We start from the raw sequence: 12,399 nt of genomic DNA on the forward strand, positions 1-12,399 counted from the left end.
GCCGAGAGCACGGTGGTCACCGCACCGACACCCAGGGCCGCCAGGACCCCCGGGAGGGTGACCGCCTCGAACGCGTCGGTGAAGGACTCCAGGGGCGACCACCACACGACGCCCGCCAGGACGGCGAACCCGGCCAGGGCCCGCGCCCACACCGACCATCGGCGGTACGGGCGTTCGAGGTCCGGGACGCCGTTCCCCGCGGCCACGCCGGTCACCCGTCCCCCGAAGGCAGGGGCCGCGCCAGCAGGTCCGTGTGGTGGACCACGACCCCCAACCCACCCCGGGAGCACACCTCCAGCCTTTTCCTCAGGTACTCCTCGCCGGGCAGGGAGGGGTCCTGCTCCACGGCCGCGCCGACCCAGCCGCGCAGCCAGGCCCGCGTCAGCTCGGCGTCCCCGGGACCCAGCCGCCACGGGCTGGAGCCCGCGCGCACCGGGTACCCCAGGCGTTCGAACGACCGCGCGGTGGCCGCGTGCGCGTCCGGACCCAGACGTCCCTCCCGGCGCTGGTGGGCGTTGAAGGCATCGGAGAAGGCCCGGTCGAGAGGGTGGGCGGGGGAGAGCTCCACCCGCCCCGCCACCGACAGCGTGAACAGCGCCGGGCACCCCACCGCCGCGACCGCCTCCACGAGCGTGTCCACCTCGGACCGGGTCAGCACGTCCAACAGGGCCGAGGCCACCACCAGGTCGACCCCGTCCAGGTCGGCGGCTCGCAGCGAACCCAGGTCGATCCGCCTGGTCTCCACCCCGGCGGCGGGCACCGACCTCCGGGCCAGGTCCAGCAGTCCCGGGTCGCGGTCGAACAGGATCCACCGCTGCGGGCCGGGCAGGCGCGGCGCCAGCCAGCGCCCCAGCGACCCCGTCCCGCACCCCAGGTCGGCCACCACGCGCCCCCGCCCGTCACGTCCATCGTGTTCGAGGTGTGCGCGCAGGAACGTGAGTGTCTCCCCGGAGCGCGCACGGGCGTCGGCCTCCTCCCGCAGCGCCAACCACTCCGGCAGGAAATCCGAGGCCCCGGTGGTACTCAACGCCGCTCCTCCCGATCCAGGACGGCGACCAGGTCCCGTGCCGCCCGCTCCCATCCTGCCAAGCCCTCCCGCCGCGAACGGGCCGAAGCGCGCAACCGCCCGCGCAGCCCCGGTTCGCCGAACCAGCGGCGCAGCGCACCGGCCAGCGCATCGGCGTCCCCCGACGGGACGAGCAGCCCGGGCCGGTCCCCCCGGGCGTCACGTCCCAACGCCTCGGGCACGCCGCCCACGTCCGCGGCCACCACCGGAACCGCGCGCGCGAGCGCCTCGGTCACGACCATGCCGTAGGTCTCCCAGCGCGAGGGCAGCACCAGCAGGTCGGCGCGGGCGTAGGCGGCGGCCAGTGCCGCGCCCTCCAACGGCCCGACGAAGGACACACGGTCCGCCAGACCGAGGCCGCGGCACATCGCGCGCAGCCGCCCGGCGTGGGAGGCGGGTGCGCCGCCACTGGCCGACAGGTCCCCGACCGGGCCGACGCACACGCACTCCCACCCGGGTTCGGGCAGCCGTGCCAGCGCGGACAGCAGCAGGTCGTGTCCCTTGCGCGGGGTCACCGAGGCCACGCACAGCAGACGGGAACCGTCACCACCGGTCGCGGGCGGGGCCGGGTCCACCCCGGGCGTGACCGCGTGGACCGGGTCGATCCCGTGGTGGTCGGTCACCCGCCGCGCCGCCCAGGAACTGGTGGCCACCACGGCCGAGGCCGCGCGCAGCACCGCGCGCTCCCGGGCGTCCAGGTCGCGGGCGGCCCCGGGGGAGAGGCCGCCCGCGTCGGCCAGCATCAGGTGCACCAGCACCACCAGCCGCAGCCGGGAGGCGTGGGGGAGCACCGACCCGGGGGCACCGCAGGCCACGAGCCCGTCCAGGACCGCCGTCGCACCGTCGGGCGCGTCCGCCAGTACGCGCGCCAGTCCGTCGAGTGCCTCGGCGTCCGGGTGCGGCCAGTCCCCGGGAACGACGGCCCGGCGCACCGGCACCCCCAGAGCGACGAGCTCCTCGGACAGACGGCGGTCGTAGGTGTTGCCGCCGCTGGGCACGGCGTCCGGCGGTACGACGAAGAGGACGGTCATCGGGTCCTTCCGGCTTCCGGGCGCGGTCCGGTCCCCGTGGGCGGGTTGGCGTGCACGGGACGGCGCCGTGGCGGGAACCGGGCGCTCACACCCTGTTTCCCGGGGATCCGCGGCTCCGGACGAACCCGTGCGGACCAGGGCGAGGCGGTCACAACTCGCGCTCGTAGCTGGCCTGGGCCAGGTGCGACTCGTGCAGGGTCACCGCCACCCCGTCGATCCCGCGCGCCCGCGCGTCGAGCCGTTCCACCAGGCGGTCGGCGATCACCCCGGCCAGGAACTCGGTGCTCGTGTTCACACCCGCGAACTCCGGGAGTTCGTCCAGGTTGCGGTAGTCCAGCTCGGCGAGCACGGCCCTGAGCTCCCGCGTGGCCAGGCCGATGTCCACCACGACGTCGTCCTCGTCCAGGGCGCGGCGGCGGAAGGTGGCGTCCACGACGAACGTGGCCCCGTGCAACCGCTGGGCGGGACCGAACACCTCGCCCCGGAAGCTGTGGGCGACCATCATGTGGTCGCGGACGGTGACGCTGTACACGGATGTGCTCCTTGTCGTTCGTGGTGATCGGCGGTCAGGGGCGCGGATAGACGATCCGGTGGCACAGCGCGGGCAGACTGCCGTCTGCCAGGCGCGGCATCACCGACGGCAGGTCCTCGAAGGGGCTCTCCCCGGTGACGAGCGCGTCGAAGGCCGGATCGGCGAGCAGCTCCAACGCCAGGTCGAGCCGGTCGCCGTAACCGCGCCGGTTCCCGACCGCGGGCGGTATCCCGCCGACCTGGCTGGAGCGCACGGTCAGGCGCCTCGAATGGAAGTACTCGCCCAGCGGCACGCTGACCCTCCGGTCCCCGTACCAGCTCAGCTCGACCACCTCGCCCTCGGCCGCCACCAGTTCCAGCGACCGTTCCAGCCCCGCCTGGGTGGCGCTGGTGTGGAACACCCGGTCGCGTCCGCCGTCGGCGTCCCCGGGAAGGGCGAACCCCACCCCCAGCCGCTCGGCCACCCGGGCCCGCGCGGGGTCCACGTCCACCAACTGCACCCGCGTACCCGGCACCCCGGCCGCCAGACGCGCCACACAGCAGCCCACCATCCCGGCGCCGACCACCGTCAGCCGGTCACCCAGCCTCGGCGGGGCGTCCCACAGCGCGTTCACCGCCGTCTCCACCGTTCCCGCCAGGACCGCGCGCCCCGCGGGAACGCCCTCGGGGACCAACCGCACCGCGTCGGCCGGGAGCACGAACCGCGTGTGGTGCGGGTACAGGGCGAACACCGTGCGCCCCACCAGGCCGGGCGGCCCCTCCTCGACGGTTCCGACGTTGAGGTAGCCGTAGGAGAACGCGGAGTCGAACTCCCCGGCCTGGAAGGGGGCCCGCATGAGCTGGCGCTGGCTCGGCGGCACACCCCCGCGAAAGACCAGGGCCTCGGTGGCGCGGCTGACCCCCGAGTACAGGGCCCGCACCAGGACCTCGTCCGGGCCGGGATCGGGCAGCGTGCTCTCGCGGATCTCGCCCTCACCCGGGGACCTCACCCAGAACGCCCGTGCCGTACGGCTCATGCTCCTCCTCGTTCGTCCCTGTCGCGCCACAGCCCCGCCACGTCGCGGCCGAAGGACCACACCAGGGCGGCCAGCGCCCCGCCCGCCACGGCCGCCGCGCCCCACCAGGGGAGCACCGGCGCCCCCGCCACCACCAGGGCCACCCCCTGCACGGCGGCCACGACCTTGCGCGCCCGGCTCGGCGGCAGCGGCCCCCGCAACCACGGCGCCATCCGACCGGCGAGCGCGAACACGTACCGCGTCGCGCCGATCGCCACCACCCACGGACCCACGACGGGGGCCGCCCACACGCTCAGCACCAGGATCAGGAACGCGTCGGCCTCCATGTCGAACCGGGCGCCGAACGCGGACGCGGTCCCGGTCCGGCGGGCCACCGGCCCGTCCACCAGGTCCAGCGCCAGCGCCAGCGACGCCAGCACCGTCACCGGCCACACGTGCCCGCCGTCGGCCACCATCGCCGTCACCGCGCCGATGAGCACCGTCCGCCCCAGCGTCACCAGGTCGGCGGGGCCCAGCACGTCACCGCCCGCGCGGCGCACCGCCCACACCAGCACCCCGGTACCCACCACCAGGTACGCGCTCCCGGCCGTCCAACCCGCCGGGCCCAGGTCCACGGTCGCCAGGAGCGCCGCCAACGCCCCCGCCTGCGCGCACGCGGCGGTCGCCAGGGCCCACCGGTCGTCCACGCGGAGCCGGGTCAGCGCGCTCCCGCCCGCGCCCGTGTCCCCGTCGGCGGGACCGCCCGAGGGCACCCGGTGACGCTCCTCCGCACGAGGGGGCCGGCGGTGGAACGGGAGCGCACGACCGTCTCCGCCCTCCTCGCGGAGGACATCACCCACGTGGTCCGTCCAGGTGCGGCAGATCGTGACCCAGCCGGTCGCGTTTGGCGGTCAGGTACGCCACGTTCTCCGCGCGGGCGGGCATGAGCAGGGGGACCCGCTCGGCCACCTTCACCCCGTACTCCTCCAGGGCCCGCACCTTGTCGGGGTTGTTCGACATCAGACGCACGGACCGCACCCCCAGATGGTGCAGCGCCCGGGCCGTGGGGCCGTAGTCGCGCGCGTCCACCGGCAGCCCCAGTTCGGTCGCCGAGTCCACGGTGTCCAGACCGAGACGGTCCTGGAGGGCCAGGGTGCGCACCTTGGCCACCAGCCCGATGCCCCGGCCCTCGTGTCCGCGCAGATAGGCCAGCACGCCCCTCCCCTCGCGCACGATCGCGTCCAGGGCGGCCTCCAGCTGGTCGCCGCACTCGCAGCGCAGCGCCCCGAACACGTCTCCGGTCAGGCACTCGGAGTGCGCGCGGACCAGGACCTCCTCGGCACCGGCGACCTCACCGAACGCCAGGGCCACGTGCTCCTGGCCGTCCACCGGGTCGAGGAAGGCCACCGCACGGAACACGCCCCGTCGGGTGGACAGCTCCGACTCCGCGACGTGGGCCGGGTCCATGCTCTGTTCGCTCATACTCCCCCTCGTACCACCGTGTGGCGGCGGCCACACGCGCCCGGTGCCCGCCCTCGGGGGTGAGACCCAGACGGAGAGCGGGCACCGGGGTGGGGGCGGGGTCGGCGGGGCCTCGCGCGTGGCCGTCGCCGCCGGGTGGGAGTGGAGTGAACCGGGCGGCTACTTGCCGCCGACCCCCATCATGCCGCGCACCAGCGAACGGCGCGCGAACAGGTACACGAGGAAGAGCGGGATGGTCGCCAGCACCACCGCGGCCAGCAGGCCGGGCACGTCCACGCGGTACTCTCCCTGGAACTCGAACAGACCCATGGTGATCAGCCGGGTCTCCGGTGACTGGGTGAGGATCAGCGGGAACAGGAACCCGTTCCAGGCCTGGAGCGCGGCGTACACGCCGATGGTGCTCAGCCCGGACTTGGACAGGGGTACCACCAGCTGGAGGAAGGTGCGCACCGAGCCCGCGCCGTCCAGGGCCATGGCCTCGTACAGCTCCTCGGAGATGTCACGCATCGATCCCACCAGGATCAGCACGCACACCGGCAGAGCGAACGCCGCCGTGGGCAGCACGATGGCGGTCAGGGTGTCGTACAGGTCCATCTCGATGATGATCAGGTAGACCGGGATGATCACCGCCTGGGACGGGATCGCCAGCCCCAGCAGGAACATCCGGAACACCCCCGAGGTCCACCGCGTGCGTGAGCGCACCACGGCGAACCCGGTCATGGAGGCGAGCACCAGCACGATCGCCACCACCGCGACGGTGACGATCGCGGTGTTGAGTACGAACTGCAGCACCCCGTTCTCGATCGCCCTGGCGTAGTTGTCCAGGGTCGGATCCGAGGGCGGGGTGAGCGGCCCCTCGGCGGTGTAGTTCTCCGAGCGCTGCACCGTGGCCACGAGCAGCGCGTACAGCGGCACGCCCACGATCGCCAGCCACACCAGCGCGCCCAGGCCTCCCAGGAGGTTGGGGCGCTGGCGGCCGGGCCGCCGCCACCTCGCGGCGAGGCCCTGGTTGTCGGAAGGCTGCCGGGAGGCGGGCCTCTCGGCCAGACGGATGCTCACATTCCCTCCCGGGTGCTGCGCATGTTGGCGAAGCCGGTGAAGCGGACCATCAGCAGGGAGGTCGCGGTCGCCACCAGCACCAGCGTGAACGCGACCGCGCTGGCGTAGCCCAGCTCCCAGCGCCCGAAACCGGCCTGGTACATCAGGTACGGGACGATGGTGGTGCTGGTCCCGGGCCCGCCAGCGGTCATGATGAGCACGGTGTCGAAGTAGGTCAGCGAGCCCACCACCATCAGCACCGACGACGTGGTGATGGTGTGCCGCAGCTGCGGCAGCGTGATGTGCCAGAAGGCCCGGAGCTTCCCCGCCCCGTCGATCTCCGCGGCCTGGTACAGCGTCTTCGGGATCTGCCGTGCGCCGCCCTGGTAGAGCAGCATGTGCAGCGGGATGAACTGCCAGGCGCTGACGAAGACGATCACCAGGAACGCGCTCGTCTGGCCGCCCAGCACGTTCACCGAGTCCAGGCCCAGGCGCGGACCCAGCCAGGCCAGCGGGCCGAAGTTGGGGTCCAACAGGGCCCGCCAGATGATGGCGATCGCCGCCGAGGAGAGCAGCAGCGGCAGGAAGAAGATCGCCGAGAGCACCGCGCGGTTGCGCTGCTGACCGGCAGCCCAGACGCCCAGCAGCATGCTGATGGGGGTCTGGAAGATCCAGGAGAGCAGGGTCAGCATCAGGCTCAGGAACACGGCCTGGTGCATCAGGGGATCAACCACCAGGTTCGACCAGTTGTCCAGACCGATGAACTGGGGCGAGCCCAGCGCACCCCATTCGGTCAGGGACAGGTAGGCCACCATAACCAGCGGCAGGGCCGCGAAGAATCCGAAGTACAGCAGCCCGGGGACCGCCCACAACGGTCCCGGCCGCCCTGTGCGGGGGGCGGAGGCCCGCGCGGCGGAGCCGCCGCGCGAACCACCGGACCGGGAGGCCCGGGGCGGGCGGACGCCCGCCCCGGAACCTTCGGCCGCCGGGGTGCCGGTCATGGTGTCACCGGTCGCCTGGCTGCTGGTGCGGCCGGTCACAGGGCCGCCAGTGCGTCGACGAACTGCTCGGGCGTGCTCTGGCCGTTGAACAGCGACTCGATCTCGGTGACCATCGGGGTGGCCACGTTCGGCGGCAGCGCCTGGTCCCAGGAGAGCTGGAAGTGCGGCGCGTCGCGCACCATCTCGTACTGGAAGGTGGCGAAGTCGGGGCTGGGGCTGTTGGCCACGGCCTCCTCGGCGTCGGTGGTGGTGGGCACCTCGCCGTTCTCCACCATGTCGGCCACGTACTCCTCCGACGCCATCTGCTCGGTCAGGAACCGCGTCGCCGCGTCCACGTGCTCGCTCTCGGCGGTGATCGAGAAGAAGTTGGTCGGGTTGCCGACCACGTTGTTCGGGTCGCCCTCGCCGCCCTCGATAGGCGGGAACTCCACGTACCCCAGGTTGTTCGTCGCGAACTCCTCGTCCTGGTCCAGGATGGTGGAGTACTCCCACGAACCCATCAGGTGCATGGCGGCCCGGCCCTCGGACAGCAGGGTGGAGGCCGCGCCCTCGGTGTAGCTCACCGAGGCGTAGGCGTCGCCGAACGCGCCGCTGTCCACCAGTTCCTGGACCATCCGGGCGGCCTCCAGGACCGCGGGGTCGTCCCAGCCCTCGGTGCCGCCCGACTCCACGATGCTGGCGAACACCTCCGGTCCGCCGATGCGGTCCACGAGGTACTGGAGCCACATCTGCTCGGTCCAGGGGTCGGCACCGGCCAGGGCGAAGGGGATGACGTCCTCCTCCTGGAAGGCCTCGACGAGGTCCATGATGTCGGCCCAGGTCTCGGGGGGCTCGACGCCGACCTCCTCGAACACCGTCTCGTTGTAGAAGAGGATGACCGGCTGCGTGCCGCGCAGCGGAATGCCGTACTGCTCGCCGTTCACCTGTCCCGCCTCGAGGATGGAGGGGATGAAGGAGTCGGCGAACTCGGGGTTCTCCGCCAGCATGTCGTCCAGGGGAAGGAGCATCTCCTGCTCGACGTAGGGCTCGATGCTGCCGCCGCCCCAGTTGAAGAACACGTCGGGCCGCTCGCTGGAGCCCATCGCTGTGCGCAGGCGCTCCTCGTAGTTGTCGCCGGGGACCTCGCTGATGACGGCGGTGGTCTCGGAGTTCTCGTTGAACCTCTGGACCGCGCCCTCCTGCACCACGACCAGCGTGTCCTGGTACATCCACACGTCCATGTCGCCGGCTTCACCTTCGCCGCCGCCGGAACAGGCGGTGACGGCGAGCAGGCAGAGCGCCGTCGCTCCGGCGGCGGAGCCCAGGCGGGGGGTTCTCATAGCCACTCCTCTTTCGAAACTATCGGTAAGTATTTCGAAATATTTGCGCCCGAATGTACGCGGCGTCACCCCGAGCGTCAATAGGGAAGTGAGAGCTCAGCCACCTGGGCCCGCGCCGACTTGCCACGACCGCGTAGGATCAGGCCTCGTGAGTGCAGACCCGACCCCCGACTCCGCGCGGACGACCCTCTCGGAGCCGGTCACCATCTCGAAAATTGCGGAAGCCGCAGGCGTATCGGTGCCGACGGTCTCGAAGGTGCTCAACGGACGCGCCGACGTGGCCAGCGAGACCCGTGCACGCGTGGAGGAACTGATCCGCCGCCATGGCTACCGGCGCCGCCGGGGCCCCGGCGGAGGCCGCTCCTCCATGGTCGACCTGGTCTTCCACGAACTCGACAGCGCATGGGCGGTCGAGGTTATCCGCGGTGTGGAGAGCGTGGCGCGCGCCGAGGGCCTCAGCGTCGTGCTGACCGAGTCCGGCGGCGCCCAGACCCCCCGCGACGACTGGGTCGACGCCGTGCTCGCACGCCAGTCCACCGCCGCGATCCTGGTCTTCTCCGACCTCGCGCCCGAACAGCGCACGCGCCTGACCGCGCGAGGCATCCCCTTCGTCGTGGTCGATCCCGCGGGCGATCCGGGGCCCAACATGCCCTCGGTGGGTTCGGCCAACTGGAACGGCGGCCTGGTCGCCACCCGCCACCTGATCGAACTCGGACACCGGCGTATCGGGGTGATCGGCGGCCCCAGGCACGTGCTGTGCAGCAAGGCGCGCATCGACGGCTACGCCTCCGCGCTGGACTCCGCCGGGCTGGAAACCGATCCCGAACTGATACGTTACGGCGACTTCCACGTCGAGAGTGGGCGCGACCGGGGCCGGGAGCTGCTCCAGCTGGAGGATCCGCCCACGGCCGTCTTCGCGGGCAACGACCTCCAGGCCATGGGTCTGTACGAGGCCGCCCGGGAGCTGGGCGTGCGCATCCCCGAGGACCTGAGCGTGGTCGGCTACGACGACCTGCCGGTGGCCCGCTGGATGGGTCCGCCGCTGACCACCGTGCGCCAGCCGCTCACCGAGATGGCCGAGGAGGCGACGCGGATGGCGCTCACCCTGGCGCGCGGCGGTACCCCCGCCAACCTGCGCCTGGACCTGGCCACGGACCTGGTGGTCAGGCGCAGCAGCTCCCCGCCCGCCGAACGCTGAGGCCCGCCCACTCCCCGGGGCGGGGCCAGGCCGGCCTCACCGGCATCGCGCCCGCCGTGGTCGTCGCCGAACGGGACATCCTCCGGAACGAGGGTTCCGGTACGCCGAACGCCTCGGTTTCCTCGTCGCGCTCCACGGGGTCCACGACCGGGGCCACGGGTACGACGTGGGCGCCCCCCGCGGCACGCAGGCCCCACCGCGTCATCGCGGGGCACGTCGGACGGGCCGTCGGAACGGTCACCTAGGAACGGGTGGACCGGCCCCCGTCCCGTGAGGGACCGACGGTCGCCCCGTCGCTGATGTGCAGGACCGCCTCGGCGTCGTCGAGCAGCGCCTGGTCGATCGGGAAGTAACCCTGCCGCGGGGTGGTGTCGGTCCGGACACGGGCGGGGGCGACCTCGGTGGCCGCCGTCAACCCCCAGCCGGAGAACCGGCCCTGGAGGGAGCCCTCGTAGGTGTCCGCCTCGGGGCCGTCGAGCCCGATGGCCTCGCTGCGGCCCAGACTGCCGGCGACGAAGACGTACCGCTCGCCCAACAGGGTTCCCACGGTGGTGCCCGCGCCGCGCCAGTGGAGGTCCGTGTCCGCCATACGCATGCTGCCCGGGGACCGCCGCAGGTGGAGGTTGTGCGCGAAGGCCAGCGTCGGCCCCCGCCGGGCCTCGACCTCCCGGACGTCGAGGAGGTTCTGGGCCATGATCGCGTCCCGGACGGCGGCCAGACCGGCGATCCGTGCGTTCAGTTCCAGGCGCAGCGACGACTGCCTGTGGTACCGCAGCAGGCCCAGACCTGCGGTGAGGTGCGTCCTGGCCCGAAGCCACGCCTCACGCGACGTCGCCGCGACCAGTTCCGGCTCCCGCTCGTGGAGCGCGTTGAGCATGTCGTCGGCGATCAACCACAGGTCCTCGGCCTCGGCCGTGTCACCGGGCGACACGGCCGCGTCGAGGATCGCCTCCGTACGGCTCCACCGCTCGTCGTCGCCGACGAGGCCCGCGATGTCGAGGTCGAGCCCCAGGTAGTCGCGGGCGTGTTCCAAGTAGGACCGCGGACTGTGCGCGCTGGTGTTCTCCGCCTGGATGTCGACGCCGTGGAAGGCCACCCGTTCCTCCTCCGGACGGCCCTCGTTGTGTTCGCGCATCCAGGCGACCAGCCGCCTGTTGGGCGCCAGCTCCCCGAAGCCGTGCGAGAAGCCCTCGCGCATCACCGCGTCGAGGGTCCCCACCCCCTTCCGGACGAAGTCGTCCACGACCAGCGCGGCCACGCGGTCGGTCTCCAGCGCGATCGACCGGAAGCCGCGGTCGACCAACCGGGCGAACAGGTCGTTGCGGACCCACCCGAAGGCCGGTTCCTGGTGCGTCGGCTCACCGAAGGCCAGCAGTCCACATGACGGGGTCACGAAGTCTCGAATCTCCTGAGTCATGGGTCTTTATCGTATCCTTGAAAGACCGGTTGAGACTTCTGTAGCTCCCACCGGCCTTTCACGCGCCCAAGCCTCAAACCGGGGACAACCATGCGACCATCCGACCTCGCCCGCGAGCACGGCCTGTCGACCCAGGCGGTCCGCAACTACGAACGGAAGGGATTCCTCCCGCCCGCGGAGCGCACCCCCAGCGGCTACCGGGTCTACACCGAGGCGCACGCGGCGGCTCTACGCGCCTACCTCTCCCTCGTCGGGGCGTACGGTCACGCGGTCAGTGGTCAGATCATGACCGCGCTCCACGGCGGCGACCTCGACGGCGCCCTGACGACCATCGACCGCGGCCACGGCCAGGTGCTCCGTGACCGGGAGACCCTCGACGCGGTGCGCGGGGCGGTGGACCACCTGATGGCGGAGGCCACCACCCCGGACGAGTCCGGGGACCCCGAACCCCTGACCATCGGCGGACTCGCACACCGGCTCCGCGTCACCCCGGCGACCCTGCGCAACTGGGAGGAGGCCGGAATCCTCGTCCCCGCCCGGGACCCGGCCACCGGATACCGCGTCTTCCACGCCGACGACGTCCGCGACGCCGAGTTCGCCCACCTCCTCCGACGCGGGGGCTACCCACTGGAGCACATCGCCACCGTGGTCCGGCAGATCCGCACGGCAGGCGACACCGACAGGCTCTCCCGTGCCCTGGAGGACTGGCGGCGAAGACTCACCGCGCAGGGTCTGGCCATGCTCGACTCGGCCACCCACCTCAGCCGTTATCTGCGTCTGCTCGACCGTGACGGGCGTACAGCTGACGGAAGGGCGACGAGGTGATGCCGTGCGCGACCACACTGGCCGCGACGGCCAGGCTGACGGCGGCGAACACGCGCGGATCGTGTACGCCCTCGTGGAGGGAGTGCGTCGCGTAGAAGAGCGCGCTGACACCCATCGGACCGAACCACCCGGCGAAGGCGGCCCCGCGTGGTCCCAAGCCCAGGGGCCGCGCGAAGAGCATCAGCAGCGGCGGGCGGCGCAACAGCAGGACGGCGAGCACGAAGACCAGTGCCGCCGGCCCGAAGGCGATCCACTCCTCCCACGGCAGAGCAGCGCCCAGCAGGACGAACACGGGCAGGGCCAGGTAGCGGTTGACCGCCTCGTCGATGTTCTCCTGCGGGCCGCGCTCCCCCTTGTTCACCGTCCGGTTGTAGGCCAGACCCGCGACGAACACGGCGAGGACCCCGCCCGTCCCGGCCAGTCGCGCCACCCCGAGCACGGTGACGGCGAGCAGCAGCGTGAAGACGAGGGAGGGGCCATCCTCCAGTTCCCGTCG

Annotated in this window: 13 protein-coding genes and 1 pseudogene; 2 read left to right on the forward strand and 12 right to left on the reverse strand. The window is 72.5% G+C overall.

Annotated features, from left to right (window positions below):
* The 10 genes and pseudogenes from D455_RS28735 to D455_RS0100200 form a co-directional block, all read right to left on the reverse strand.
* Positions 1-206: pseudogene (locus D455_RS28735) on the reverse strand (hypothetical protein); the annotation flags it as partial.
* A gap of 5 nt (positions 207-211) precedes the next feature.
* Positions 212-1,027, reverse strand: coding sequence for a class I SAM-dependent methyltransferase (locus tag D455_RS0100160; RefSeq protein WP_017568736.1), 816 nt, complete (start codon positions 1,025-1,027; stop codon positions 212-214).
* On the reverse strand, positions 1,024-2,097 hold the full coding sequence (locus tag D455_RS0100165) for a glycosyltransferase family 4 protein (protein ID WP_017568737.1): 1,074 nt from the start codon (positions 2,095-2,097) through the stop codon (positions 1,024-1,026). Before D455_RS0100165 ends, D455_RS0100160 begins: the two co-directional genes overlap by 4 nt.
* A 148-nt stretch (positions 2,098-2,245) precedes the next feature.
* Positions 2,246-2,629, reverse strand: a complete 384-nt coding sequence (locus D455_RS0100170) for a 6-pyruvoyl trahydropterin synthase family protein (RefSeq protein WP_017568738.1) — start codon at positions 2,627-2,629, stop codon at positions 2,246-2,248.
* A 34-nt stretch (positions 2,630-2,663) separates the two neighbouring features.
* Entirely contained in the window at positions 2,664-3,644 is a 981-nt protein-coding gene (locus tag D455_RS0100175; RefSeq protein ID WP_017568739.1) for a zinc-dependent alcohol dehydrogenase, read from the reverse strand.
* Entirely contained in the window at positions 3,641-4,396 is a 756-nt protein-coding gene (locus D455_RS0100180; protein ID WP_017568740.1) for a CDP-alcohol phosphatidyltransferase family protein, read from the reverse strand. Before D455_RS0100180 ends, D455_RS0100175 begins: the two co-directional genes overlap by 4 nt.
* A 79-nt stretch (positions 4,397-4,475) precedes the next feature.
* Positions 4,476-5,105 carry a GTP cyclohydrolase II gene (ribA, locus tag D455_RS0100185; protein ID WP_017568741.1) on the reverse strand — a complete coding sequence of 210 codons (630 nt, stop codon included), beginning with the start codon at positions 5,103-5,105 and terminating at the stop codon, positions 4,476-4,478.
* A gap of 159 nt (positions 5,106-5,264) precedes the next feature.
* Positions 5,265-6,164 (reverse strand): carbohydrate ABC transporter permease, encoded by a 900-nt coding sequence (locus D455_RS0100190; RefSeq protein WP_017568742.1) that lies wholly within the window; start codon positions 6,162-6,164, stop codon positions 5,265-5,267.
* Positions 6,161-7,183: a carbohydrate ABC transporter permease gene (locus D455_RS0100195; protein WP_017568743.1), complete on the reverse strand. Its 1,023-nt coding sequence runs from the start codon at positions 7,181-7,183 to the stop codon at positions 6,161-6,163. The genes D455_RS0100190 and D455_RS0100195 overlap by 4 nt, the downstream gene beginning before the upstream one ends.
* Entirely contained in the window at positions 7,180-8,463 is a 1,284-nt protein-coding gene (locus D455_RS0100200; RefSeq protein WP_017568744.1) for an ABC transporter substrate-binding protein, read from the reverse strand. Before D455_RS0100200 ends, D455_RS0100195 begins: the two co-directional genes overlap by 4 nt.
* 205 nt (positions 8,464-8,668) lie before the next feature.
* On the opposite strand from D455_RS0100200, the gene D455_RS0100205 reads away from it, so the two are divergent.
* The gene (locus tag D455_RS0100205; protein ID WP_083922081.1) at positions 8,669-9,661 is read left to right on the forward strand and encodes a LacI family DNA-binding transcriptional regulator; all 993 of its coding nucleotides are present in this window, start codon (positions 8,669-8,671) and stop codon (positions 9,659-9,661) included.
* A gap of 241 nt (positions 9,662-9,902) precedes the next feature.
* Here D455_RS0100205 and D455_RS0100210 read toward each other — a convergent pair whose 3' ends face one another.
* A complete protein-coding gene (locus tag D455_RS0100210; protein ID WP_040684190.1) occupies positions 9,903-11,078 on the reverse strand; it encodes an erythromycin esterase family protein in 1,176 nt (391 codons plus the stop codon).
* Between the two features lie 90 nt (positions 11,079-11,168).
* On the opposite strand from D455_RS0100210, the gene D455_RS28740 reads away from it, so the two are divergent.
* Positions 11,169-11,903, forward strand: a complete 735-nt coding sequence (locus D455_RS28740) for a TioE family transcriptional regulator (RefSeq protein WP_017568747.1) — start codon at positions 11,169-11,171, stop codon at positions 11,901-11,903.
* Here D455_RS28740 and D455_RS28745 read toward each other — a convergent pair.
* Positions 11,839-12,399 (reverse strand): cation:proton antiporter domain-containing protein (locus D455_RS28745; RefSeq protein ID WP_017568748.1); only part of this gene is annotated, 561 nt, incomplete at its 5' end. The two genes, D455_RS28740 and D455_RS28745, sit on opposite strands and share 65 nt — an antisense overlap.

Source organism: Nocardiopsis halotolerans DSM 44410 (genome assembly GCF_000341065.1).
Taxonomy (GTDB): Bacteria; Actinomycetota; Actinomycetes; order Streptosporangiales; family Streptosporangiaceae; genus Nocardiopsis; species Nocardiopsis halotolerans.